Origin of the sequence: Streptomyces sp. Da 82-17, assembly GCF_046098215.1 — a bacterium.
GTDB lineage: Bacteria > Actinomycetota > Actinomycetes > Streptomycetales > Streptomycetaceae > Streptomyces.
Map to the genome: position 1 here is coordinate 268988 of NZ_JBJURH010000004.1, position 24199 is coordinate 293186.

General features: G+C 70.9%; 21 protein-coding genes. 13 read left to right on the forward strand and 8 right to left on the reverse strand.

Annotated features, from left to right (window positions below; translation table 11 throughout):
- Positions 1–127: 127 nt before the first annotated feature.
- The 7 genes from ACIDOF_RS08990 to ACIDOF_RS09020 all read left to right on the forward strand — a co-directional run bounded on the left by ACIDOF_RS08990 (position 128) and on the right by ACIDOF_RS09020 (position 9803).
- Positions 128–922, forward strand: a complete 795-nt coding sequence (locus ACIDOF_RS08990) for a Scr1 family TA system antitoxin-like transcriptional regulator (RefSeq protein ID WP_409005197.1) — start codon at positions 128–130, stop codon at positions 920–922.
- Positions 915–1124, forward strand: a complete 210-nt coding sequence (locus tag ACIDOF_RS08995) for a DUF397 domain-containing protein (RefSeq protein ID WP_409005198.1) — start codon at positions 915–917, stop codon at positions 1122–1124. The genes ACIDOF_RS08990 and ACIDOF_RS08995 overlap by 8 nt, the downstream gene beginning before the upstream one ends.
- 558 nt (positions 1125–1682) lie before the next feature.
- Positions 1683–2471 carry a hypothetical protein gene (locus ACIDOF_RS09000; RefSeq protein WP_409005199.1) on the forward strand — a complete coding sequence of 263 codons (789 nt, stop codon included), beginning with the start codon at positions 1683–1685 and terminating at the stop codon, positions 2469–2471.
- Between the two features lie 19 nt (positions 2472–2490).
- Positions 2491–4635 carry a hypothetical protein gene (locus ACIDOF_RS09005; protein WP_409005200.1) on the forward strand — a complete coding sequence of 715 codons (2145 nt, stop codon included), beginning with the start codon at positions 2491–2493 and terminating at the stop codon, positions 4633–4635.
- Between the two features lie 155 nt (positions 4636–4790).
- Complete coding sequence (locus ACIDOF_RS09010) at positions 4791–5720, forward strand: hypothetical protein (RefSeq protein ID WP_409005201.1); 930 nt, start codon at positions 4791–4793, stop codon at positions 5718–5720.
- Positions 5717–6394: a hypothetical protein gene (locus ACIDOF_RS09015; RefSeq protein ID WP_409005202.1), complete on the forward strand. Its 678-nt coding sequence runs from the start codon at positions 5717–5719 to the stop codon at positions 6392–6394. Before ACIDOF_RS09010 ends, ACIDOF_RS09015 begins: the two co-directional genes overlap by 4 nt.
- Positions 6395–6665: 271 nt before the next feature.
- Positions 6666–9803, forward strand: coding sequence for a sacsin N-terminal ATP-binding-like domain-containing protein (locus ACIDOF_RS09020; RefSeq protein WP_409005203.1), 3138 nt, complete (start codon positions 6666–6668; stop codon positions 9801–9803).
- 235 nt (positions 9804–10038) lie between these two features.
- On the opposite strand, the gene ACIDOF_RS09025 is transcribed toward ACIDOF_RS09020, so the two are convergent.
- Together ACIDOF_RS09025 and ACIDOF_RS09030 are read right to left on the reverse strand one after the other, a co-directional pair.
- Complete coding sequence (locus tag ACIDOF_RS09025) at positions 10039–12525, reverse strand: HAD-IC family P-type ATPase (protein WP_409005204.1); 2487 nt, start codon at positions 12523–12525, stop codon at positions 10039–10041.
- A 157-nt stretch (positions 12526–12682) separates the two neighbouring features.
- Positions 12683–12955, reverse strand: coding sequence for a DUF2530 domain-containing protein (locus ACIDOF_RS09030; protein ID WP_409005205.1), 273 nt, complete (start codon positions 12953–12955; stop codon positions 12683–12685).
- A 226-nt stretch (positions 12956–13181) separates the two neighbouring features.
- Here ACIDOF_RS09030 and ACIDOF_RS09035 point away from each other — a divergent pair, with 226 nt between their 5' ends.
- The gene (locus tag ACIDOF_RS09035) at positions 13182–14627 is read left to right on the forward strand and encodes an NCS2 family permease (protein ID WP_409005206.1); all 1446 of its coding nucleotides are present in this window, start codon (positions 13182–13184) and stop codon (positions 14625–14627) included.
- Positions 14628–14670: 43 nt separating this feature from the next.
- Here ACIDOF_RS09035 and ACIDOF_RS09040 read toward each other — a convergent pair whose 3' ends face one another.
- Positions 14671–14853 (reverse strand): ribbon-helix-helix protein, CopG family, encoded by a 183-nt coding sequence (locus ACIDOF_RS09040; RefSeq protein ID WP_282546297.1) that lies wholly within the window; start codon positions 14851–14853, stop codon positions 14671–14673.
- Positions 14854–14997: 144 nt separating this feature from the next.
- On the opposite strand from ACIDOF_RS09040, the gene ACIDOF_RS09045 reads away from it, so the two are divergent.
- Both ACIDOF_RS09045 and ACIDOF_RS09050 read left to right on the forward strand, forming a co-directional pair.
- Positions 14998–15438: a MarR family winged helix-turn-helix transcriptional regulator gene (locus ACIDOF_RS09045; RefSeq protein WP_282539971.1), complete on the forward strand. Its 441-nt coding sequence runs from the start codon at positions 14998–15000 to the stop codon at positions 15436–15438.
- Positions 15439–15474: 36 nt separating this feature from the next.
- The gene (locus tag ACIDOF_RS09050) at positions 15475–16824 is read left to right on the forward strand and encodes an MFS transporter (RefSeq protein WP_409005207.1); all 1350 of its coding nucleotides are present in this window, start codon (positions 15475–15477) and stop codon (positions 16822–16824) included.
- A 19-nt stretch (positions 16825–16843) separates the two neighbouring features.
- Here ACIDOF_RS09050 and ACIDOF_RS09055 read toward each other — a convergent pair whose 3' ends face one another.
- A complete protein-coding gene (locus tag ACIDOF_RS09055) occupies positions 16844–17356 on the reverse strand; it encodes a GNAT family N-acetyltransferase (RefSeq protein ID WP_409005357.1) in 513 nt (170 codons plus the stop codon).
- Between the two features lie 183 nt (positions 17357–17539).
- On the opposite strand from ACIDOF_RS09055, the gene thpR reads away from it, so the two are divergent.
- On the forward strand, positions 17540–18112 hold the full coding sequence (thpR, locus tag ACIDOF_RS09060) for an RNA 2',3'-cyclic phosphodiesterase (protein WP_409005208.1): 573 nt from the start codon (positions 17540–17542) through the stop codon (positions 18110–18112).
- Between the two features lie 163 nt (positions 18113–18275).
- Here thpR and ACIDOF_RS09065 read toward each other — a convergent pair whose 3' ends face one another.
- The 3 genes from ACIDOF_RS09065 to ACIDOF_RS09075 form a co-directional block, all read right to left on the reverse strand.
- Complete coding sequence (locus tag ACIDOF_RS09065; protein WP_409005209.1) at positions 18276–19265, reverse strand: aldo/keto reductase; 990 nt, start codon at positions 19263–19265, stop codon at positions 18276–18278.
- A 50-nt stretch (positions 19266–19315) separates the two neighbouring features.
- The gene (locus ACIDOF_RS09070) at positions 19316–19900 is read right to left on the reverse strand and encodes a Uma2 family endonuclease (protein ID WP_409005210.1); all 585 of its coding nucleotides are present in this window, start codon (positions 19898–19900) and stop codon (positions 19316–19318) included.
- A 91-nt stretch (positions 19901–19991) separates the two neighbouring features.
- Entirely contained in the window at positions 19992–20675 is a 684-nt protein-coding gene (locus ACIDOF_RS09075) for an SGNH/GDSL hydrolase family protein (protein WP_409005211.1), read from the reverse strand.
- A gap of 106 nt (positions 20676–20781) precedes the next feature.
- Between ACIDOF_RS09075 and ACIDOF_RS09080 the strand changes: the two genes are divergently transcribed.
- Entirely contained in the window at positions 20782–21792 is a 1011-nt protein-coding gene (locus tag ACIDOF_RS09080; RefSeq protein WP_409005212.1) for a hypothetical protein, read from the forward strand.
- A 64-nt stretch (positions 21793–21856) separates the two neighbouring features.
- Here the strand turns inward: ACIDOF_RS09080 and serC are convergent, their stop codons facing one another.
- Positions 21857–22975: a phosphoserine transaminase gene (serC, locus tag ACIDOF_RS09085; protein WP_409005213.1), complete on the reverse strand. Its 1119-nt coding sequence runs from the start codon at positions 22973–22975 to the stop codon at positions 21857–21859.
- A gap of 194 nt (positions 22976–23169) precedes the next feature.
- On the opposite strand from serC, the gene ACIDOF_RS09090 reads away from it, so the two are divergent.
- Positions 23170–24084 (forward strand): EamA family transporter, encoded by a 915-nt coding sequence (locus tag ACIDOF_RS09090; protein WP_409005214.1) that lies wholly within the window; start codon positions 23170–23172, stop codon positions 24082–24084.
- Positions 24085–24199: the final 115 nt, after the last annotated feature.

The following is a 24199-nucleotide window of genomic DNA, read 5'->3' on the forward strand; positions in this document are numbered from 1 at the left end:
AGCTGCACCTTCCTGCTCTCCGTAGTGATCCGCTCACAGAGTGACGTCGCCGTCGCTAGCCTGACCAGGGGGTACGGCGTGACCGCTCATTTGTCACAAGTGGGCGGCAGAGAACGGGGGTTGGCGGATGACCACCAAGTACGGGGAGTGGCTGCGCACGCAGCGCGAGGGGCTCGGCCTGACGCAGCAGCAGCTGGCCGACGAGGCGCACATGACGCGCAGCCATATCGCCCACATCGAGGCGGGGAGGCGTGTTCCGTCGGCGGAGGATGCGCGGCGCTTGGACAAGGCGCTGGGTACGGGGGATGTGCTGAGCAGTTTCCGGCCGGGAAGCGACTCCGCCCTCGCGGACTACTTCGAGCCGGCCCGCGTACTGGAACAACAGGCCGTCATGATCCGGGAGTTCGCTCCCATCTATGTGCCGGGCATCCTGCAGACGCGCCGATACGCGAGCGCCGTGCTCGGATCCTGGCCTCAGCCGCGCAGCGCCGAGGAATGTGACAGGCACGTTGTCACACGCCTGGAACGGGCGCTGATCCTCCAGGATCCGCTGACGCCAGTGGTTTGGGCACTGCTCGACGAGGGAGTTCTGCGTCGTCCCGTGGGCGGTGGCGAGGTGATGGCGGAGCAGATCGAGCACCTGATCGGCCTGGTGGAACGCGGGCGCATCCGGGTGCACGTGATGCCCTCGACCGTGGGGGCCTACGGCCTTCTGCACGGCATGGTGACGCTGATGTGGTTCGACGACCAGCCGCCGGCCGCGTACACCGAGGCGGTGTCCGTCGGTCAGGTCCACGACTCCCCGGTGGTCGTCCGGCACCTCCAGCACGCCTATGACGTTGCGCTGAGCGACGCGCTGCCGTTGGATGGGTCGTTGGCTCTCATGAAGGCGCGAGCAGAGGAGCACAGGCGCCATGGATGACCGCACGATTCCCGACGCTGCGGCGATGACCGGTTGGCGCAAGTCGTCTTACAGCAACTCTGAGTCGGGCTCCTGCCTCGAAGTGACCGACACCCACCCCACCGCCGTCCCCGTCCGCGACTCCAAGTCCCCCCACGGCCCCGCCCTCCTCTTCTCGCCTTCCAGCTGGACCGCGTTCGTGGACGCCCTCAAGGAAGGGTGACCGGAGCCCGCGCCCCCCCGAGGCCGCGGAAGGCACGCGCTTCGGGATGGTCGCGTTCTCCGTACGCGGGAAGAGTTTCGCGTCCGTCGACAAGGACAGGTACGTACAACCGCGGCTGTCCGGCGGACAGTTGGAGCGGGCCCGGGGCGCGCACCCGGACGGGTAGGCCGTCGAGCGGGGCCGCCTGGGCCGAGCGCGCCCGGAAGCGGCTCGCGGAGCGGGGGCTCGGGCCGCGGGGGTGATTTCCGGAATCACTACGTCCGGAGCGCCGTTCCCTTCCCCGCCCCGGCATGGTGCGAACCCGTCGTCTGTGCGTAGGGTGGCCGGGCTTCAGGGAGAAAGCCGCAGGTCGTCGATGGTGGCGGCGCACGGGCCGAGTTGCCGTGGAGCACGGAACCAAGGCACGCCAACGGGGGCGGGCTGTTGCAGCAGGGGGGATTGTTGAGCACCGGCTCAGAAGACGTACGTCCGCTTTCCGCACCGTACGAGGGTCCTGATCCACGGATCGTCGCGCCCACCGCACCGCTGACCGGGCGGGATCCGCGGACGGCCCACGAGATGCCGCCGCCGGATGCGGGCGACCGGGGCATCCTCGATGTCGATCCCGCTCCGAGCCCGGACCCGGGCTTCAACTACGGGGGCCTGCCGCCGATGACGGGGGCTGACGTCCCGTCCGGTTCCGGTACGGGGTCCGGGATTCAGGCCCCCACCACGCCGCTGACGGGGCCGGACCCGCGTTCGGTGCACTCGCTGCCGAGCCCGGACATGAGCCGGGACGTCCGGGACCGGGATCTCGCTCAGGGGGACGCGGTCGACCCGGGCTTCTCGGGCGGACTTCAGCCGATGACGGCGGCAGCCGACGGGCGGACAACTCCCGTGCACCGCCTGGACGTTCCCGACCGGCCGGCCGACGTGCGCGACCTCAACCCCACCGGAGGCTTCGCCCCCGACCCGGGGTTCAGCGGTGGCGCGGGCATCCAGACCATGGCGGGCGGGGGAGGCCAGGCGCAGACCATGAGCGGGGTCGCCGACCCTGTGGCGCTCAACCGGGCCGGCGAGAACGCCCAGGAGATCGCTGGAATCCTGCACTCCAAGGGGCGGGTCGAGGACGACGAGACGATGATCGCGGCCGGGGGCAGGCTCGGGGCCGACTTCTGGTCCGGGGAGCTCGGGTTGGCGATCGGTGAAGTGATGGAGCTTTGGGATCAGCAGGTCGGCGATCTCGTCCGCAACTGCCGCACCATCGGCGAGAACTGCGCGCAGACCGCCGGTAGTTACACCCGTACGGAATCCGCGAACGAAGCAGAGATGAACGCGGTCCGCGGTTCGCTCTCCGACTTCGGCTGACAGGGGGCGAACGAACCGCATGATTCTCTTCGGAGACCTTTACCACCTGGACGTCAGCGTCCTGAAGACTGCTGCCGACCGCTGGCAGGAGCGCATTCTGCTGCTTCAGGCGCTCGACGAGCAGTACACGAACGGTGTCGTGGCGCCGTTCGACGCCGCGGGCTGGAACAGCTTCGACCCGACCTCGGCCGCCGCACGGGTGCGAGTGCTGTCCGCCGACAAGGAGTTCAGCGACGCCTGGGCCGAGGCCAAGGGCATCAAGGCCGTACTGGGCGATGCCCACGACGACCTGAAGAAGTGCCAGGACGACCTGCACCAGCTCGTCCGGGACGCCAAGAAGGACGGCGTCGCCGTCAGCGACACCGGCAAGGTGAGTCTGATCGACCCCGACAAGGACGGGGACGAGCGCAACGGGGGCGGTCTGCTGCCCTCCGACAACGAGGCGAAAGTCCTGTACTGGCAGGCGCAGATCAAGCTGATCCTGATCACGGCCCACAACGCCGACCAGTCCGCGGTAACGGCACTCAAGCGCAACGCCGGCAAGCGTTCCGACGGCTTCAACGACAACACCACCAGCTCCATCGACCAGGACGAGGCGCAGCGCGCCGGCAAGCTCCTGAAGAAGTACGAGCGGGGCGAGAAGCTCACCCCGGGTCAGCTCGAGGAGCTGGACCGCGTGATGACGCACAACAGCAAGGACCCGGAGTTCAGCCGGATGGTGCTGAACGACCTCGGCCCGGAAGGCACTTTGCGGTTGGCCGAGGACCTGGAGAAGTCCCAGGCCGGCGACGGGAAGGCCGCCGAACGCTACGGCAGCATCCAGTCCGCCCTCGCCAACAACATCGCCACGGCCAACCGGGACAAGGAATTCTCGGAGCAGTGGCGCAAGGACATGGCCAAGCTGGGTACGCAGCGGCCCGAGGGCAACTCGACCGGCCCGTACGGCTATCAGACCCTTACGACGCTCCTTGAGCAGGGTGACCGGCGGAGCTATCCCGCGCACATGGTCAAGGGCCTCACCGACGACATCATCGCCGCCGAACGCAAGAACCCGGATATCTGGGACGAGACGCAGCGCATCCGCTCCGGCGACGAACCCGACAAGGGGAAGATCGTCGACCCGGTGGACAACATGCTCGGGATCATGGCTGAGAACCCGAGGACGGCCACCGACTACCTCGATCCCAAGGGCGGCAACGACAACCTCAAGTACCTGCTGGACGACCGTGAATGGCCCCAGCACAACGTCGAGGAGCGGGCTCGCAGGACCGAGAACCTGATCGATTCGTATGGGCGCGATCCGTCAAACAGCCGGGTGGGCCTCGGCAGCCTGTTGGAGTCGGCCACCACCGGCGACCAGGAAGGGCCTCCCCACTCCGATGGGCAGGCGCGGATCATGCGCGACACGATCAGCAGACTCGACACAGCAGTCGGGGACGAGGCGATCAAGCCGAACTTGCGGCAGCCCCTGGCGAATTGTCTCGCCGACTACACCAACGACACGCACGAGATCCTTTCCGGGGTGGAGAGTTCACACACGGACCATGCGCCGGCGGAAGGTGGCGACGGACTGTTCGGAAGCGACAAGAACGCCCACATTGCCCCCGACTCCGACAAGTTGATCCGGGTGATGCGAGGTGTGGCCGAGGATCCCGACGCCTACAGCACCATGCACAAGGCAGAGATGGCCCATACCGCCAAGCAGATGGAGGAAGGCGGTAACACCGCGGATTCCGTGCGGGACCCTGCCCGCAAGGGTGCTGCGGCGCTTGGTGCCTATGACGCCGTGCGTGAAGACGTCATCAACGATAAGCGGGACGATGCCAACGCTCAGGAGGACTGGAAGGCCAAGGCCGTCTACCATCTGGTCGGTGCTCCTGTGACGGCGGTTCCCGGTATCGGTGACGGCGCGCAACGCGCGCTCGACGCTTGGACCTACGACATCTCCAACAAGGAGAAGGACGAGAACAACGATCAGGCGGCCGACGAGGTTGCCGACGAAAGCCTCAAGTCGCAGCGCGAGATGCGCATTCTGGTCGACAGTTGGGCTCAGGAAGACGGCAATCCGGGCAAGGACCACTGGACCGTCAACGACCTCCAGCTCGACATGCGCAACGACCACACCACCGGCGAACAGCTCGCGAACAAGGCGATCGGCTCATGAACGACACAACTCCGCGTCGTCGGCGTACCGCGTGCATTGCTGTCGCCTCTGCCGGTGCGCTGGCTGCCATCGCCGGGGCTGTCTACTTCACCGGGATATACGAAGGCTGGGTCGGCGGGGCAGACTCGTCGACTCCGTGCGGCGGTCTCGTCCCTGTGGCGCAGGCCGAGGAGTTGCTCGGTGACCGCCGTCTGACCTCGGGCGACACCACTTGGCACGACGAGTCCCGCGGCCCCCAGCAGTGCACGCTGAGTGCGGAGCGGCCAGATGCCGACGGCTACGATCAGTCACTCACCGTCACCGCCTCGCGGACCGCCGGAAGCCGGGAACTGCTCCTCGACCTCGACCGCTTCATGTCGGACGCCGACACCTACACGGTGTCGCCCATCGGAAACGGCTGGCGCGGTCTCCTCAACACTCGTGCCACGGACCCCAGAGCCTCGGTGGTCATGCCGTGTGACCGTGACGGGCAGTCCCCTCTCGTGGTGAACCTCCGCGTCCGCCTGCCGTTGGAGGCAGTGGGTCCGATGACGGCGAGCCAGCGTGTGCAGCTGGCTCGCCTCGCCACCGAGACCGCTGCCAACGCGGCCCGACGTGCCGACTGCCAGGCCCCCGAGGGCGAGCCGGTCCGAAGCGTGGCCGCGCAGGTTCCCACGCGGTTTGACGACGCCCCGGCCCTGGCACCCGGCGAGGCCACCGGCACCTGCGCGAACGTCGAGGCTCCGACCTGGGAGACAGCGGCCGACCCGCTGGCCCCCGTCGAGGACTGCCTCGTCCTGGACCGGGCCGGCGAACCCTCCTTCCGGCTTGCCGCCTACTACGGCCCCTACGTCGACGAGGGCGGCCACGTGCAGACCTACAAGCGCGGCGAGGACGGAGTCTTCCGAGGCCGGTCCGGTGGCGCGGAGGGCGTGTACTGGACCAGCGCCTCATGCCCAGCTCAAGGCGGCACCGCGTTCTTCACCGCGGAGAGCCTGCACGGCAAGGCCGCACCCGACCCCGCCCGGCAGCGGGCTGCCCTCCGGGCCTTCGCCGAGCGCTCGGCCGAAGCACACGGTTGCAAGTCTCCGAGAAGGGCGCAGTGAACAAGCGAGCGCTTCTCTGCGGTGCGGCCGCACTCGTCCTGGCCGGCGGCGGGCTGGTCGGGTACGACGTCTTCGTGCGCGAGTCAGGCTGCCACGGTCTCCTCGAGGACCGTGCCGTGCAGCGGCTCCTTGGCGACCGGTACGCGCCGGACATGGAGTGCGGCGAGCTGGGCGCCGCCGTGCGGGACGCGACGACGGGCTCCGCCCCTGGGCGTCACACGCTCGTGCAGGCACGGAACATGCAGGCCGTAGTCGTCGCGCTCAGCAAGGAGACAGAGCGGCGCAAGGACCCGGTCATCGCCGCTGGGCTTCGGGGCCCGCTCGCCGATGCCCTGGTGGACTACGCGGCGGACACACACGCGACGCTCGCGGGTGAAGACGGCCACCGACCCCGACGGCATCGGGCGCCCTGGGAGGAGGAGGGGACGGTGCGGATGCCGGTGGGCGAGGCCGACCTCGTCAGAGCCCTGCGTGCCGTGTCGGAGGACCCGCAGGCGTACGCGCGACTGCGGAATGCGCAGACAGAGGTATGCGCCGAAACGATGGCGTCCGTGCCTGCGGCAAGCAGCATCACAGTGGAGAAGCTCCGGAGTGAAGGCACTGAAGCGGGAGTCGTTCGCTGCCGAGGCCAGCAGGGCGGACAAGACCGCGCGGATTCTGGCCTGCACGCGTGATCCGGACAGCGCGGGGTGTTGACGATGCGCGGGCGGTGACGGCGTGCATGGCCTGAAGTGGCGGGTGACGGCATACATGGCCTGAAGTGGCAGGTCATGAACGACCGCGCTCACGCCCGGCCAGGACGCGGCCTCGCCGCTCGAGCGGCATTCTGGTTGACAGATATCGGCCTGCCCGAGCCGGGTGGATGACCCGGGTGCGCCCCCACCCGGTACCTTCAGGCGGCAGCGCAACGCACGCGGCACCCCGCCGCCCACAAGGAGGACCACCGTGAGCAGATTCGTCCGGCCCGCGCCCGAGGGGGCCGACCCGTTCGGCACCGTGGGGCTGCGGCGGGCCGTGCTCGACGCGTGGGGCGCCGCTCCGGCCCGGTTCCGGGAGGACGCGAACGCCGAGGAGGACCTCGCGCTCGGCGGGTACCGGGACCGTCTCATCGTGGAGCTCGCGCAGAACGCGGCCGATGCCGCCGCGCGTGCCCGGGTCGCCGGGCGGCTGCGGCTGACCCTGCGGGACGGGGTGCTCGCCGCCGCGAACACCGGTGCCCCGCTGGACGCGGCGGGCGTCGAGTCGCTCAGTACGCTGCGGGCCTCCGCGAAGCGGGACAGCGGCGGGAACACGACCGTCGGCCGGTTCGGTGTCGGCTTCGCCGCCGTGCTCGCGGTGAGCGACGAGCCCGCCGTCGTCGGCCGGTCCGGCGGTGTGCGCTGGTCGCTGGCCGAGGCGCGGGAGCTGACCCAGGCCGTCGCCGCCGAGCGCAGCCCCGAGCTTGGCGACGAGATCCGCCGCCGGGACGGCCATGTGCCGCTGCTGCGGCTGCCGTTCGCGGCCGAGGGCACCGCGCCCGACACGTACGACACCGTCGTCATCCTGCCGTTGCGGGACGCCGCCGCCGAGGCGCTGGTGGAGCGGCTGCTCGATGCGGTCGACGACGCGCTGCTGCTCGCCCTGCCCGGCCTGACCGAGGTCAGCATCGAGACCCCCGACGGCACCCGCACCCTCACCCGCGACCACGACGGCCCGTACGCCCGCATCGAGGACAGCGCGCACGGCACCACCCGCTGGCGGACCATGGAGCGGAACGGGCGCCTCGACCCCGAGCTGCTGCGCGACCGGCCCGTCGAGGAGCGGGCGCGGCCGCTGTGGTCCGTGACGTGGGCCGTGCCCGTCGACGACGAGGGGGCGCCGCGGCGGCCCCGTACCGCCCCGGTCGTGCACGCGCCGACGCCCAGCGACGAGGCGCTCGGCGTGCCCGCGCTGCTGATCGGCTCGTTCCCGCTCGACACCACCCGGCGGCACGCCGCACCCGGGCCGCTGACGGACTTCCTGGTGGCCCGCGCGGCCGAGGCGTACGCCGAACTCCTCGCCGAATGGCGGCCGTTGAGCACCGGCGTCATCGACCTGGTGCCCGGCGCCCTCGCCTCGTCCGCCCTCGACGGGGCGCTCCGCTCCGCCGTCCTCGAACTCCTCCCGCGCACCCCGTTCCTCGCCCCCGCCGCCCCGCCGGACCCCGACGACGAGGACGCCAAGCCGGCCGCGCTGCGCCCCTTCGAGGCCGAGGTCGTCGAGGGCGCCGGGGCCGAGACCGTGTCCGTGCTCGCCGAGGTGCTGCCGACGCTGCTGCCCGCGGGCCTGGAGCGCCGCGTCGAGCTGCGCACCCTCGGCGTGGCCCGGCTCCCGCTGCAGGACGCCGTGGACCGCCTGGCCGGTCTGGAGCGCGAACCGGGCTGGTGGTGGCGGCTGTACGACTCCCTCGCCGGTGTCGACCCGGACCGCCTCAGCGGCCTTCCCGTACCGCTCGGTGGGGGTACCTCCCAGGCTGGCTCTGGGGGAGGGCGTACGACGATCGGGCCCCGGCACGTCCTGCTGCCCGGGCCCGACACCCCCGAGGGCCTGTCCCGGCTCGGCCTGAAGGTCGCGCACCCGGAGGCCGCGCACCCCCTGCTCGAAAAGCTCGGCGCGCTGCCCGCCACGCCCCGCGCCGTCCTCACCACCCCGCAGGTGCGTGCCGCCGTCGCCGCCTCCCTTGACGACGACATCTGGGACGAGGACGCCCTGGACGGCGAGGAGTTGGCGGAGGTCGTCCTCGCCCTGGTCCGGGACGCGGGGCTCGAACCCGGCGACGAGCCGTGGCTGGGCGCGCTCGCCCTGACCGACGACGAGGGCGAGCCCGCGCCCGCCGGTGAACTCGTCCTGCCCGGCAGCGCCTTCGCGTCCGTCATGCGGGAGGGCGAACTCGGCCTGGTCGACGCCGAGTTGGCGGAGCGCTGGGGCGAGCAGCCGCTCGCCGCGTGCGGGGTCCTCGCGACGTTCGCGCTGGTCCGCGCCACCGACGTCGTCCTCGACCCGGACGAACTGGAGCCCCGCGAGGGCGACTTCGCGGAGCCGGACGACGCGGGTCTGCTCGACGCGGTCGACGTGTGGTGCGAGGACGTCCTCGACCAGCTGCCCGACACCCCCCTGCCGCCCGTCGCCACGGAGATCGTCGCCGTACGCGACCTCGACCTCGTCGACGACGACCGCTGGCCGCAGGCGCTCGCGCTGCTCGCCCAGCCGCCGCTGCGGGACGCGCTCACCCAGCCGGTGCGGGTGCTGCTCCCCGACGGCACCACCGAGTCCGTACGCCCCTACACCGCCTGGTGGCTGCGCGGGCACCCGGTCCTCGACGGGCGCCGCCCCGCCGGACTCCGCGCCTCGGGCGGCGACCCGCTGCTCGCCGGGCTCTACGAGGAGGCGGACGCGTCCGGCTTCGAGGACGAGCAGGTCCTGCGCGCCCTCGGCGTCCGCACGTCCGTGGCCGCACTGCTCGACGAGCCGGGCGGCGCCGCGGAGCTCCTCGACCGGCTCGCCGACCCCGAGCTGACCGTGTCCGCCGCCCAACTCCACGCCCTGTACGGGGCGTTGGCCGAGCTCGACCCGGAGCAGGTCACGCTGCCCGACGAGCTGCGGGCGGTGGTCGACGGTGCCGTGACCGTCGTGGACGCGGCCGACGCGGTGGTCGCGGACGCCCCCGACCTGCTGCCCCTGACCGGCGGGCTCGCGCTCCTCCCGGTCGCCCCGGCGCGCGCCTCGGACCTCGCGGAGCTGCTGCAGGTGCGGCGCCTGAGCGAGGCCGTCACGGCGGAGGTGCCGGCCGAGGGCGTCGAGCGGGACGTGCCGGAGTCGGTGCGTACGCTGCTCGGCTCGGGCACCCCGGCGACGTACCGGGAGCACGAGGAACTGCTCGCCGGCGGCGTCGAACTCGACTGGCGCCGCACGCCCGACGGCACGGTCCACGCGTCCACCCTGGAGGGCGTCGCGGCGGGCCTCGCCTGGGCGACGCGGCAGTGGCCGCGGCGGTTCGAGGTGGCGGCGCTGCTCGAAGACCCGTCGCGGACGGGGGAGTTGGCGCGGGACCGGTGGTTCGACTGAGGTTCGTTTTCCCCACCCCGCCCCTTCCCGAAAGTCCTGCGGACAGCCCCGGGGGCTCCGCCCCCTGGACCCCCGCTCCTCAAACGCCGGAGGGGCTGGATCACGTGCCCCTTTAGGGGCGCGGGGAACTGCGCGACCAGCCACGACGGTGGGGAAGCCGAAAGGCCACCGCCGGAGGCTTGCGGGAAGGGGCGGGGTGGGGAAGAAGCCGCCCGCAGGGCGGTTGCGGTGAGCCCTACGCCGGGAACCTGCGGTCCACCCATCTGAACGCGAACTCCACCAGCACCGCCGCGACAGCGGCGATCGCCACCGCCGACCACGGCATGGTCGCCCCCACCAGCTTCAGCTTGAACATGTCCTGGAGCCACGGCACCACCATGACCAGGAGGAACCCGACGCCCATCGCGGCCACCAGGCAGATGCGCCACCACGTGTAGGGGCGGGCGATGATCGCGAGGACCCACATCGCGATCAGGAACAGCGTGAGCGTCGCCGCGCTGGTCTCCGCCTCCCGCGCGCCCGCCCCCGAGTAGTGGGCCCGGGCCAGCAGGTACGTACTGAACGTGGCGAGGGCCGCGATGATGCCGCCCGGGATCGCGTACCGCATGACGCGGCGGACGAAGTGGGCCTTCGCGCGTTCCTTGTTGGGCGCGAGCGCGAGGAAGAACGCCGGGACGCCGATGGTCAGCGTGGACAGCAGCGTCAGGTGCCGGGGCAGGAACAGGTACTCGACCTGTGTGCAGACCACGAGCAGCGCGAGCAGCACCGAGTAGACCGTCTTGACCAGGAACAGCGTGGCCACGCGCGTGATGTTGCCGATGACGCGGCGCCCCTCGGCGACCACCGAAGGCAGCGTGGCGAAGCTGTTGTTGAGCAGCACGATCTGCGCGACGGCCTTGGTGGCCTCGGAGCCGGAGCCCATGGACACGCCGATGTCGGCGTCCTTGAGGGCGAGGACGTCGTTGACGCCGTCGCCGGTCATGGCGACCGTGTGCCCCTTGGACTGCAGTGCGCCCACCATGTCCCGCTTCTGCTGCGGGGTGACCCGGCCGAACACCGTGTTCTCGTCGAGCACCTCCGCCATCTCGGCGCGGTCCTGCGGCAGGGTGCGGGCGTCGACGGTCTGGTCGGCGCCGGGCAGGTCGAGCTTGGCGGCGACGGCGCCGACGGAGATCGCGTTGTCCCCGGAGATCACCTTCGCCCGTACGTTCTGCTCCTCGAAGTAGTGCAGGGTGTCGGAGGCGTCGGGCCGCAGGCGCTGCTCCAGGACCACGAGCGCGTACGGCCGGGCGCCCGCGGCGACGTCGGCGGAGTCGAGTTCGGTGCGGCTGCGGGTGAGGAGGAGGACGCGCAGGCCCTGGTGGTTGAGCTCCTCGATCTCGTCGAGCAGTCCGTCCCCGCCGGGCAGCAGCACGTCGGGCGCGCCGAGCAGCCAGGTCGAGTTCTCGCCGTCGCCCTCGCTGAAGCTGGCGCCGCTGTACTTGCGGGCGGAGGAGAACGGCAGCGACTCGGTGCAGCGCCACTCCTCGACGTCCGGGAACGCCTCGATGATCGCCTGCAGTGAGGCGTTGGGCCGCGGGTCGGACTCGCCGAGCGCGCCGAGCACCTTGCGTACGTACGACTCGTCCGCGCCGTTCAGCGGGCGGACCTCGGTGACGTCCATGCCGCCCTCGGTGAGCGTGCCCGTCTTGTCGAGGCAGACGGTGTCGACGCGGGCGAGGCCCTCGATGGCCGGCAGCTCCTGCACGAGGCACTGTTTCCGGCCGAGCCGGATCACGCCGATCGCGAAGGCCATGGACGTGAGCAGCACCAGGCCTTCGGGGATCATCGGCACGATGCCGCCGACGGTGTACGCGATGGACTCCTTGAACTCGTCGTTCTTCACCACGAGTTGGGAGATCACCAGGCCGATGGAGGTGGGCACCATCAGCCAGGTCACGTACTTGAGGATGGTGGAGATGCCGGAGCGCAGCTCGGAGTGGACGAGCGTGAACCGGGAGGCCTCCTCGGCGAGTTGGGCCGCGTACGCCTCGCGGCCGACCTTCGTCGCGGTGAACGCGCCGCCGCCCGCGACCACGAACGAGCCGGACATCATGACGTCCCCGGGCTGTTTGACGACCGGGTCGGCCTCGCCGGTCAGCAGCGATTCGTCGACCTCCAGGCTGTCGGTCTCGACGCACTCGCCGTCGACCACGATCTTGTCGCCCGGGCCGATCTCGATGAGGTCGCCGAGCACGATCTCGGAGGTGGAGATCTCCGCGGCCCGCCCGTCCCGCCGCACGGTGGGCTTGGTCTCGCCGATCACGGCGAGGTTGTCGAGGGTCTTCTTGGCGCGCAGCTCCTGGATGATGCCGATGCCGGTGTTGGCGAGGATCACGTACCCGAAGAAGGTGTCCTGCCAGGGCGCGACGAACATCATGATCACCCAGAGGACGCCGATGATCAGGTTGAACCGGGTGAACACGTTGGCGCGGACGATGTCCGTGACCGAGCGGCTGGAGCGCACCGGCACGTCGTTGACCTCGCCGCGCGCGACCCGCTCGGCGACCTCGGCCGTGCTCAGCCCGAGCGCCGGGGTCGGATACGCCGGTCCCGCTCCCGGTCCCGCTCCCGGTTCGGCTTCCGGTCCTGCTCCCGGTTCCGCTTCCGCCCGCGCGTCGAGAGCGGCCCGCCCGCCTGCCGGGTCCGGCCCCTCGGTGTCGATGTCTGCCCGCTCCGTCATGGTCTCGACGGTACGGGCCGGGACCGCCGTTCACCCGTCGAGCGGCCGCGAATCAGGGTCGGCTCAGGGGGGACCCTCAGGGGTCGTCTCCGGGTACGCGTCCGGGTATTACGGGGCCGCGTCCCGCGCAGGTATGACGGCGCGGCCGTGCCGGTCGCTACGGGGCGGGGTTCTCCGCGGCTCGCTGCGCCTCGTGCCGCTTGATCGCCGCGTCGCGCTTGCGCACGTACCAGATGCCGAGGCAGCCGAGGCCGGCGCCGGCGAGGCAGGTCCACACCCACCAGGTCTGGCCGCGGTCGTCGAACCAGCCGTAGAAGGGGAGCTGCACGAGGAAGAGGACGAACCAGAGGATCGTGCCGCCCGTGATGGTGGCGACGACGGGGCCTTCCAGGGGCTCCGGCGCCTCGTGCTTCGGTGTCCACTTCGCCATGCGGCCAAGCTTACGAGGCCCGTACGAGCGGAAGTGCGCGGCCTCGTGGATGCCGGGCGGCCCAAGGGTCTACGCGCGGAGATAGCCATTTCGGCCTTATGTATTCATACTGAAACGGCTTGAGTCTGACCGCTTTTCTTCGTAAGAAGCTCCAAAAATGCGCGTGACTCGGCCGCCCCCACGCAGTCCTTCGGCGAGCCCCGCCATGAACGTCTGAGGTTCACGCATGACCCCCTCGGCCACGGTCGAAGACCCCAAGCAGTCACCGTCGCAGACGCCCACCAGCGCACTCGACCGGTACTTCAAGATCACCGAGCGGGGCTCGACGCTGGCCCGCGAGGTACGCGGCGGCTTCGCCACCTTCTTCGCGATGGCCTACATCATCGTGCTGAACCCGATCATCCTCGGCAGCGCGAAGGACATGTACGGCCACCAGCTGGACAACGCCCAGCTGGTCACGGCGACCGCGCTGACGGCCGCGTTCACCACGCTCCTCATGGGCGTCATCGGCAACGTCCCGATCGCGCTCGCCGCCGGTCTCGGTGTGAACACCGTCGTCGCCCTCCAGCTCGCGCCGCGGATGTCGTGGCCCGACGCGATGGGCATGGTCGTGCTCGCCGGCTTCGTCGTGATGGTGCTCGTCGCCACCGGCCTGCGGGAGCGGGTCATGAGCGCCGTGCCGCTGGGGCTGCGCAAGGGCATCGCGATCGGCATCGGCCTGTTCATCATGCTGATCGGCCTCGTCGACGCCGGTTTCGTCTCCCGTATCCCGGACGCCGCGCACACCACCGTCCCGCTGCAGCTGGGCGCCGACGGGCACCTCAACGGCTGGCCCGTGCTTGTCTTCGTCCTCGGTGTGCTGCTGACGCTCGCGCTGATCGTCCGCAAGGTGCCGGGCGCGATCCTGATCTCCATCGTGGTCATGACCATCGTCGCGATGATCATCAACTCCGTGGCCAAGGTGCCCAGCTGGGGTCTGACCACCCCCGAGTGGCCGGGCAACCCGGTGGCAAGCCCGGACTTCGGGCTCGTCGGTCAGGTCAGCCTCTTCGGCGGCTTCGAGAAGGTCGGGCTGCTGACCGGCTGCCTGTTCGTGTTCACCGTTCTCCTCTCCTGCTTCTTCGACGCCATGGGAACGATCATGGCCGTCGGCGAGGAGGCCGAGCTGACGGACGAGAACGACAACATGCCGGGCATGAACAAGGTGCTGTTCGTCGACGGCATCGCGGTCGCCGCCGGCGGCGCCAGCTCGTCCTCGGCCACGACCTGCTTCGTGGAGTCCACGGCCGGTGTTGGCGAGGGCGCCCGGACCGGCTTCGCGAACGTCGTCTCGGGCGGCCTCTTCGCCGTCGCGCTGTTCCTCACGCCGCTGGCCACGATGGTGCCGTCGCAGGCCGCCACTCCGGCGCTGCTCGCGGTGGGCTTCCTGATCCTGTCCGGTTCGATCGGCGCGATCGACTGGAAGGACTACACGATCGCGATCCCGGCGTTCCTGACGATGGTCATGATGCCGTTCACGTACTCGATCACGAACGGCATCGGCATCGGCTTCATCTCGTTCACGGTGCTCCGGGTCGTCGCCGGGCGCGGCCGAGAGGTGCCGGCGGCGATGTACGCGGTGTCCGCGGTGTTCGCCTTCTACTACCTGATGCCGGCACTTCAGCTGACGTAGCCCGCGCGTCTGCGGGGGCGGGGGCTGGGGCGTGGGCCGGCGCTCACGTCACCCCGTAGAACTTCTCCGTCTCCTCGACGGCCGTCTTGAACCGCTCGTCGAAGTCGTCACGAATGAGCGTCCGGACCACATAGTCCTGGACGCTCATTCCTCTTTTCGCCGCGTGACCCCGGAGCCGGTCGAGCAGCTCTCCGTCTATGCGCAGGCTGAGCACGTTGGTCTCCATGCCCCTCAGGGTCGCCGGACCGTGACCGGCGGCGTGTCACTTTCCGCGATCGGCTCACTCGTACGGGTGATCCAGATCGATTCCGCTTCCGGGGCGCCGCAACCCACTGTTCTTTAGTCAGGGTAATGAGTTATGCTAACGAACATGCCGGACCTCTCCCATGGCGACGACGTAGCCGCCGTGAACGCACTCCGCTCCGCGATCATGCGCATCGGGCGCCGCCTGAAGCACCAGCGGGTCGACGAGTCGCTGAGCCCGACCGAGATGTCGGTGCTCGGCACCCTCGCCCGCTGCGGCTCCGCGACCCCGGGCGAGCTCGCCCGCAAGGAGCACGTACAACCGCCGTCGATGACCCGCATCGTGGCACTGCTCGAGGCCAAGGGCCTGGTCCGGCTCGAGCCGCACCCGGAGGACCGCCGGCAGAAGGTGGTCAGCCAGACCGAGACCGCCGAGGCGATGCTCGAGGAGAGCCGCCGCAAGCGGAACGCCTGGCTGGCCCAGCTGGCCGAGGGCCTCGACGAGGCGGAGTGGGAGAAGCTGCGCGCAGCCGCACCCGTCCTGGAGAAGCTCGCCCACCTGCAATAGCCGCAAGCACGTCAAGTACCAAGGAGGCGAACCCCTTTGAGTACGGGATCCGGAGCAGACTCCGCCCCCGCACCAGCCACCCACGATCCCCACGCCCGCACCGACTCCCGTAAGCAGAGCATGTTCAGCTCGCTGAAGAACCGGAACTACCGGCTCTTCTTCACGGGCCAAGTCGTCTCCAACACCGGCACCTGGATGCAGCGCATCGCCCAGGACTGGCTGGTGCTCAGCCTCACCGGCTCGGCCACCGCCGTCGGCGTCACCACCGCGCTGCAGTTCCTGCCCATGCTGCTCTTCGGGCTGTACGGCGGCGTGCTCGTCGACCGGCTGCCCAAGCGGAAGCTGCTCTTCTTCACCCAGGCCGCGATGGGCCTGACCGGCGCCGCCCTCGGTGTGCTCACGCTCAGCGGGCACGTCCAGGTCTGGCACGTCTACCTCACCGCGTTCCTGCTCGGCCTCGTCACCGTCGTCGACAACCCGGCCCGGCAGACCTTCGTCTCGGAGATGGTCGGCAAGGACCAGCTGGCCAACGCCGTCAGCCTGAACTCCGCCAACTTCCAGTCCGCGCGCCTCGTCGGGCCCGCCGTCGCCGGTGTCCTGATCACCGCGGTCGGCAGCGGCTGGGCATTCCTGCTCAACGGCCTGTCCTTCCTGGCGCCGCTCGCCGGCCTCGCCCTGATGCGCACGGCCGAGCTGCACCGAGTGGAGCGGGCGCCGCGCGGCAAGGGGCAGCTGAAGGAGGGCCTCAAGTACGTCGCCGGGCGGCCCGAGTTGATCTGGCCGATCGTCCTCGTCGGGTTCATCGGCACCTTCGGCTTCAACTTCCCGATCTGGCTCAGCGCGTTCGTCGACGACGTCTTCGGCGGCGACGCGGGCACGTACGGCCTGCTCAACTCGCTGATGGCGGCCGGTTCGCTCGCCGGTGCGCTGCTCGCCGCGCGCCGCGCCACGTCCAGGCTGAGGCTGCTCGTCGGCGCCGCGCTCGCCTTCGGCGTCCTGGAGCTCGTGGTCGCCTTCGCGCCCGCGTTCTGGCTGTTCGCCGCGCTGCTCGTGCCGCTCGGCATCCTGGGCCTGACGGTCAACGTGACCGCCAACTCCAGCGTCCAGATGGCCACCGACCCGATCATGCGGGGCCGCGTCATGGCGCTCTACATGATGGTGTTCACGGGCGGTACGCCGCTCGGCGCGCCCCTCGTCGGCTGGATCACCGACACGTACGGGGCCCGCATCGGCTTCGCCGCGGGCGGCCTGGTGTCCGCGCTCGCCGCGGCGACCATCGGCCTGGTCCTGGCCCGCGTCGGCGGCCTGCGCCTGAAGTTCGGCATGCACCACGGCCACCCGCAGCTCCGCTTCGTCCCGCGCGAGCGGCTGACGACGGCGGCCTGAGGCGGTCGGCGGCGGCCGGTCAGAGGCGGCGCTCCAGCACCTGCCCGCGCCAGCCGTCGTTCTCGTACGTCTCGGTACGGGCGAAGCCCTGGCTCTCGTAGTACGCGACGAGCTTGCCGTCGCCGCCCGCGTAGCAGTCGACGCGGAGCAGGCCGAGGCCCGCGCGGCGGGTCTCCGCGGCGGCGTGCGCGAGCAGGGCGGCGCCGACGCGGCGGCCGGTGTGGCGGGGGTCGGCGGCGAGCCAGTGCACGTAGTTCTCCGGCTCGGCGGCCGGGGCGATCGCCGAGTTGGCGCCGGGGCCGGAGGTGAGGATCAGCGTGCCTGCGGGTTCGCCGTCGATCTCCGCGAGCCAGGGGGTGCCTTCGGCGACGTACGCGTGCAGGTTGCAGACCACGCCGGGGCGGGCCGAGAGGGGTTCTGTGCCCCACTGGTCGGTGCGGCCCTCGGCGACGAGGCGTGACGCGGCGGCGTCGAGCAGCGCGAGTATCGCGGGGATGTCCTCTGCCCCGCCCTTACGGATCTTCATGCGCAGAGGGTACGGGGAGCGGGTGCCGGTCGGACGGTCCTTTCCCCACCTCGCCCTTTCCTGCGGAACGCTTGCCCACAGCAGGCAGGGGGGAACGTGCCCCGTCAGGGGCGCGGGGAACTGCGCGACCGGCCACGGTGGTGGGAAAGCCGCACGACGACCCCTGGTTCGCGAGGGCAGACTGGGCGTATGAGACTGTTCGTCGCCGTGCTTCCGCCCGCTGCCACCGTCGACGAACTCGCCCGGGAAGTAGGCCGGTTGAGGCGGCTGCCCGGCGCCGACGGGCTGCGGTGGACCGAGCGGGCCGGCTGGCACTTCACGCTCGCGTTCCTCGGCGACGTACCGGAGGAGGTCCTGCCCGAGCTGCGGGAGCGGCTGACGCGGGCCGCTCGCCGGACGGAGCCGTTCCAGTTGGCCCTGCACGGCGGCGGACGCTTCGGGGACCGGGCGCTGTGGGCCGGGGCGGAGGGCGAGCTCGACGTGATGCGGCGGCTCGCCGAGCGGGCTGAGGCGGCGGCGCGCAGGGCGGGCCTGCCGATGGACGACCACCGCCGGTACACCCCGCACCTCACGCTCGCCCGCAGCCGCGCCGCCGCCGTCGACCTGCGGCCGTACGTCGAGGAGCTGGACGGATTCACGTCGCGGCCGTGGACGGTCGGGGACGTGGCGCTCGTGCAGAGCCGGCTGCCGCGCAGCGGGGTGCCGGGGGAGCGGCCGCGGTACGAGGAGGTCGAGCGCCGGCCGCTCGGGGCCGCCGGTTAACCTCGAGGGGTGGACCCGAAGACCCGTAACCGGATCATGGCCGGTGTGCTCGTGCTGATGTTCGTCGTCGTGGCGGTGGCGTCGGCCGTGGGGTGAGACACCCCGTACGACCGACGCCACGCGCGTACGAGCCGAGACCGTACGGACCGAGACCGTACGCGCCCTACCAGGCGAAGGCCTCCGGCGACGGGCCCGGGCCCGGGAAGATCTCGTCCAGGGACGCGAGCAGCTCCTCGCCCAGCTCCAGCTCGACGGCGCGCAGCGCCGAGGCGAGCTGGTCGGCGGTGCGCGGGCCGACGATCGGGCCGGTCACGCCGGGGCGGGTGAGGAGCCAGGCGAGGGCGGCCTCGCCGGGTTCGACGCCGTGCTTGTCGAGCAGGTCCTCGTACGCCTGGACCTTTTCCCGCATCTGCGTGTTGGCGAGCGCGTCCGCGGAGCGGCCGGAGGCGCTGCGGCCGCTGTCGGCGGCCTTCTTGATGACGCCGCCGAGCAGTCCGCCGTGCAGCGGCGACCACGGGATGACGCCGAGTCCGTACTCCTGCGCGGCCGGGATCACCTCCATCTCGGCGCGGCGTTCGGCGAGGTTGTAGAGGCACTGCTCGCTGACCAGGCCGTAGCTGCCGAGGCGGCGGGCGGTCTCGTTGGTCTGGGCGATCTTCCAGCCGGGGAAGTTGGACGAGCCCGCGTACAGGATCTTGCCCTGCTTGATGAGGACGTCGATCGCCTGCCAGATCTCCTCGACCGGGGTGCGGCGGTCGATGTGGTGGAACTGGTAGAGGTCGATGTGGTCCGTCTGGAGCCGCTTGAGGGAGGCGTCCACGGCGCGGCGGATGTTGAGCGCGGAGAGGCGGTCGTGGTTGGGCCACGGCTGGCCGTCGCCGGCCATGTTGCCGTACACCTTGGTGGCGAGGACGACCTTGTCGCGCCGGTCGCCGCCCTTGGCGAACCAGTTGCCGATGATCTCCTCGGTACGGCCCTTGTTCTCGCCCCAGCCGTACACGTTGGCGGTGTCGAAGAAGTTGACGCCCGCGTCGAGCGCGGCGTCCATGATCGCGTGACTGTCCGGCTCGTCGGTCTGCGGGCCGAAGTTCATGGTGCCGAGGACGAGTCGGCTGACCTTGAGTCCCGTGCGTCCTAGCTGCGTGTACTTCATGGGACCCCAGCGAACTGGGTGGAGTGGGCTCTAGGCAAGGGGGGTCGGGGTCAGTCGCGGGGGAACTTGGCGGTGTCGATGGTGAGGCCGAGGAGGGTGTGCGTCAGGTCGACTTTGTCACCGAAGTCGGCCTTCGACTCGGTGAGGTACTCGCCGTTCTTCGGGTTGGTGTAGATGTGGCAACGGCCTACGTACGGGTCGACGATGAGATAGACGGGGACTCCCGCTTCTGCGTACGTGGTCTGTTTCGGGCCATAGTCGTTCATGCCCGTGCCGCGGGAAATGACCTCAGCGATGAACTCGATGTCCTCGTAGCGCCAGCGGCCTTCTTCGTTCGGCTCCGCTCCGTCACGGAACTTCGCCATGTCAGGGCAGAAGCCGTTCCGGTAGCCGGGAAAGTCGATGCGTACGTCGGTCATGATCAGCGCATCCCGGCCGAACCTGTCCTCCAAGGCGTGGAGAATCCCGCGAATGTTCTGCCAATGCACATTGCGCTGCGGCACCACTTGGATGGCCCCCTCGACAACTTCTGCCTTGTAACCCTCGGGGACCATCCGCTCGATCAGCTCGAACAATTCGTCCAGGCGCTCGGCGTTGTCGTTGGCCATCGCGGTCCTGTCTACGAGAACAGTCACTGTGGCGCTCCTCCCCGGATACCCATCGGTTACGGGCACCCGCGCAGTACAACGATACGCACGGTGACCGGGTCACGGGGAGTTCGAAAACTTATCCGGAGTACGGACCTCCGACCCCCCAGGCCTGGTGCAGCGCCTCCGCGAACGCCCCCGCCAGCTTGTGCTCGCCGGAGGCGTTCGGATGCGTGCCGTCGTACGTGTCGTGGTCGATGTCGTACGACTCCGGGACCGAGGCCAGCAGGAGCGGGGAGCGGTCCGTGTCGAGGTCGGTGAGGGTCTTCGCCAGGAGTTCGTTGAAGCGGTCGACCTCGGCGGCGAACGAACTGTCCGTGCGCGCCCGCACGTTGGGGATCACCGGAAGCACCGCCAGCGCGACCCGCGGGTTCGCCGCCCGCGCCTGGGCCACGAAGGTACGGACGTTGGCGGCGGTCTGCTCGGCGTCCGTGTAGAAGCCGAGGTCGATCAGGCCGAGGGAGACGAGCAGCAGGTCGGCGCGGTGTTCCCGTACCGTCTCGCCGATCAGCGGGGCCATGTGCAGCCAGCCCTCGCCCCAGCCGGCGAGGTGGCGGCGCGGGAACGCGGGTTCGACGCCGGGTGCGTACTCGTGCGAGACGGGCGCGTCGGCCGCCTTGTCGTAGAGCGTCTCGCGCGGGCCGACGATCTGGAACGGGCCGCCGTACGAGGCGCGCAGGTGCTGCCACATGCGGTGGCGCCAGGTGTGTTCGCCGGCGCTGCCGATGGTCATCGAGTCGCCGACGAAGAGGAGCCTGAGCATCCGCTCATCATTCCGGATGCGGCGGGCCGCGGCGGCGGCCGGGGATGTGAGGCTGCACACGTGGGCGCAGACACGGCCCCTACCTGTCACCTGGCAGTCTGTGCCCATGCGTGCACTTGTGGGTGTGATGGGGGCGGCGGCGCTGGTGCTGGCGGGTGCGGCGGGTCCGGCGACCGCGGCCGACGCCGGGCGGGGCGAGGGGCGGAACGACGGGTTCACCATCGAGGACCCGCGCATCACCGAGTCCAGCGGCCTCGCCGCCAGCCGCGCGCACCCCGGCGTGTACTGGACGCACAACGACAGCGACGACGGCGCCCACCTGTACGCGGTCGACTCCCGCACCGGGAGGACCGTCGCCACGCTCACCCTCAGCGGCGTCGGCGCCCCGCGGGACGTGGAGGCGGTGTCGATCGGCCCGGACGGCGACCTGTACGTCGGCGACATCGGGGACAACCTGGGCGGCACCTGGGACCACGTCTGGATCTACCGCCTCCCCGAGCCGAAGGAGCTGCGCGACCAGACGGTGAAGGCCACGCAGTACGTGGTGAAGTACGCCGACGGGGCGCGGGACGCCGAGGCGCTGATGGTGCATCCGAAGACGGGCCGGGTCTACATCGCCGACAAGAAGCGCGGCGGCGGGGGCGGGCTCTACGCGGGCCCGGCCGAGCTGTCCGCCTCGGGCACGAACGTGTTCCGCCGGGTCGCGGACGTCGACCTGTGGACCACCGACGGCGCCTTCTCCCCGGACGGCCGACGGCTGCTGCTGCGCGGCTACTTCGAGGCGACCTCGTACGTCTGGAAGGGCGGCAGGCCCGTCGACCCGGAGCGGGCGGACGTGCCGTTGCAGCGGCAGGGCGAGTCGGTGACGTACAGCCCGGACGGCACGACGCTGATGTACGGCTCGGAGGGGCGGGGCAGTGAGGTCGAGCCGATCGCGGCCCCGGGCGCGCCCGACCCGGAGCCGACGGGCGGGGCCGCCGAGTCGCCCTCGGGGAAGGGGAGTTCAGCGGCCGACGGGAAGAGCGGGGAGGACCGGAGCCTGGGCGCCGGTGCGGTCGTGATCGCGCTCGTCCTGGCGGCCGCACTGGGACTGAAGCGGCTGTTCCGCAAGAGCTAGGTACGCCGAAGGGCCCGGCGCCGTCTTCGCGGTGCCGGGCCCTTCGGCAGGACCGTACGAACGGTTACAGCTTCTCGATCACGTAGTCCACGCAGGCCGTGAGGGCCTGGACGTCGGACGGGTCGATCGCCGGGAACATGGCGATGCGGAGCTGGTTGCGGCCGAGCTTGCGGTACGGCTCGGTGTCGACGATGCCGTTGGCGCGCAGGACCTTCGCGACGGCGGCCGCGTCCACGTCGTCGGCGAAGTCGATCGTGCCGATGACCTGGGAGCGCTGCGCCGGGTTCGCGACGAACGGGCTCGCGTACTTGGACTCCTCCGCCCACGAGTACAGGCGGGTCGAGGAGTCCTTCGTGCGGGCCGTGGCCCAGTCCAGGCCGCCCTGGCCGTTGATCCAGTCCAGCTGCTCGGCGAGCAGGAACAGGGTGGCGAGCGCCGGGGTGTTGTACGTCTGGTTCTTGCGGGAGTTGTCGATCGCGGTGGGCAGCGAGAAGAACTCCGGGACGTGCCGGCCGCTCGCGTGGATCCGCTCGGCGCGCTCGATCGCGGCCGGGGAGAACGCGGCGAGCCAGAGGCCGCCGTCCGCGGCGAAGGACTTCTGCGGCGCGAAGTAGTAGACGTCCGTCTCGGTGATGTCCACGGGCAGGCCGCCCGCGCCGGAGGTGGCGTCCACGAGGACGAGGGAGCCCTCGTCGGCGCCCGCGACCCGCTTGATGGGGGCGGCGACACCGGTGGAGGTCTCGTTGTGCGTGTACGCGTACACGTCCACGCCCGCCTCGGCCTGCGGCTCGGGGTGCGTGCCCGGCTCGCTCTGGACGACCGTCGGCTCGGCGAGCCACGGGGCCAGCTTGGCGGCCTTGGCGAACTTGGAGGAGAACTCGCCGAACGACAGGTGCTGCGACTTGTTCTCGATCAGGCCGTGCGTCGCGATGTCCCAGAACGCGGTCGAGCCGCCGTTGCCGAGGACGACCTCGTAGCCCTCGGGGAGCTGGAACAGGCTCTGGATGCCCTCGCGCACACGGCCGACCAGGTTCTTGACCGGGGCCTGGCGGTGGGAGGTGCCGAGCAGGGAGGTACCGGTGGCGGCCAGAGCGTCGAGCGCTTCCGTACGCACCTTGGAGGGGCCCGCGCCGAACCGGCCGTCGGCGGGCTTGATGTCAGCGGGAATCTGGATCTCAGCCACGTCGCGAGCCTAGCGGGTCGGGAAGGCCCGGGATTCCACGGTCCATCCCGCGAGACGCGGCGTCCGGATACGGGTGCGGGGAAAGTGAGGAGACTCCACGGCGGGCGGTGCAGTACCTTGTTCTGGTCAGTGCAAAATCCTGCACAGCATGATCGACTCGCGATCGACCCGTACGTACGCACCCGGAGAACCCCGTGAACGCTGGACCCCACACCGCCGAACAGGCAACCGCCGCCCCCGAGGCCGTGGGCCCGCGCCGGGCGCGCGGCGGCGGCGCGGGGCCGGTCGGACTGGTGCTCGCCGGCTGCGTGTCCGTGCAGTTCGGGGCGGCGCTCGCGGCGACCCTGATGCCGCGCGCGGGCGCGCTCGGCGTGGTCACGATCCGGCTCGTCGCGGCGGCCGTCGTGCTGCTGCTCGTGTGCCGGCCCAAGGTGCGCGGGTACACGCGGGCCGACTGGGGCACAGTGCTCGTCTTCGGCGCGACGATGGCAGCGATGAACGGACTGTTCTACCAGGCCGTCGCCCGGATCCCGCTCGGCCCGGCCGTGACCCTTGAGGTCCTCGGCCCGCTCGCGCTCTCCGTCCTCGCCTCCCGCCGCGCCGTCAACGCCCTGTGGGCCGCGCTCGCCCTCGCGGGAGTGTTCCTGCTCGGCGGGGCGGGCGGGTTCGGCGGGCTCGACCCCGTGGGGGCGGGATTCGCGGTCGCGGCGGGCGTGATGTGGGCGGCGTACATCGTGTTCAGCTCCCGCACAGGGCGGCGCTTCCCGCAGGCGGACGGGCTCGCCCTCGCGATGGCGGTCGGCGCGGTCCTTAGCCTGCCGTTCGGGTTCGCGGAGTCGGGAGCGAAGCTGCTCGTCCCTACGACGCTGCTGCTGGGGGCGGCGGTTGCGGTGCTGTCGTCGGTGCTGCCCTACACGCTGGAGCTTCTTGCGTTGCGGCGGATGCCTGCGCCTACGTTCGCCGTCCTGATGAGCCTGGAGCCGGCCATTGCGGCCACGGCCGGGTTCTTGATCCTTCATCAGGCTTTGGCCTGGACTGATGCGGTGGCTATTGCGTTGGTGGTGGGGGCGAGTATGGGGGCGGTGCGGACGCAGGTGGGCGCCCGCTGAGCCCCCCCCACCGGCCGGGGCTCCGCCCCGGACCCCGGCTCCGTTCTTCGTCTGCGGCGCCGCGGTGGCTTGTCGCGCAGTTCCCCGCGCCCCTGTCGGGGCACGTCCTGCTCCC

Excerpts from the sequence above, each read along its gene's own strand:
- ACIDOF_RS09005 (WP_409005200.1), top strand. The coding sequence starts at position 2,491 with ATGATTCTCTTCGGAGACCTTTACCACCTGGACGTCAGCGTCCTGAAG.
- ACIDOF_RS09000 (WP_409005199.1), top strand. The coding sequence starts at position 1,683 with ATGCCGCCGCCGGATGCGGGCGACCGGGGCATCCTCGATGTCGATCCC.
- ACIDOF_RS09065 (WP_409005209.1), bottom strand. The coding sequence starts at position 19,265 with ATGAAGTACACGCAGCTAGGACGCACGGGACTCAAGGTCAGCCGACTC.
- ACIDOF_RS09080 (WP_409005212.1), top strand. The coding sequence starts at position 20,782 with ATGCGTGCACTTGTGGGTGTGATGGGGGCGGCGGCGCTGGTGCTGGCG.
- ACIDOF_RS08990 (WP_409005197.1), top strand. The coding sequence starts at position 128 with ATGACCACCAAGTACGGGGAGTGGCTGCGCACGCAGCGCGAGGGGCTC.
- ACIDOF_RS08995 (WP_409005198.1), top strand. The coding sequence starts at position 915 with ATGGATGACCGCACGATTCCCGACGCTGCGGCGATGACCGGTTGGCGC.
- ACIDOF_RS09025 (WP_409005204.1), bottom strand. The coding sequence starts at position 12,525 with ATGACGGAGCGGGCAGACATCGACACCGAGGGGCCGGACCCGGCAGGC.
- ACIDOF_RS09045 (WP_282539971.1), top strand. The coding sequence starts at position 14,998 with ATGCCGGACCTCTCCCATGGCGACGACGTAGCCGCCGTGAACGCACTC.
- ACIDOF_RS09035 (WP_409005206.1), top strand. The coding sequence starts at position 13,182 with ATGACCCCCTCGGCCACGGTCGAAGACCCCAAGCAGTCACCGTCGCAG.
- ACIDOF_RS09040 (WP_282546297.1), bottom strand. The coding sequence starts at position 14,853 with ATGGAGACCAACGTGCTCAGCCTGCGCATAGACGGAGAGCTGCTCGAC.
- thpR (WP_409005208.1), top strand. The coding sequence starts at position 17,540 with ATGAGACTGTTCGTCGCCGTGCTTCCGCCCGCTGCCACCGTCGACGAA.
- ACIDOF_RS09030 (WP_409005205.1), bottom strand. The coding sequence starts at position 12,955 with ATGGCGAAGTGGACACCGAAGCACGAGGCGCCGGAGCCCCTGGAAGGC.
- ACIDOF_RS09075 (WP_409005211.1), bottom strand. The coding sequence starts at position 20,675 with ATGCTCAGGCTCCTCTTCGTCGGCGACTCGATGACCATCGGCAGCGCC.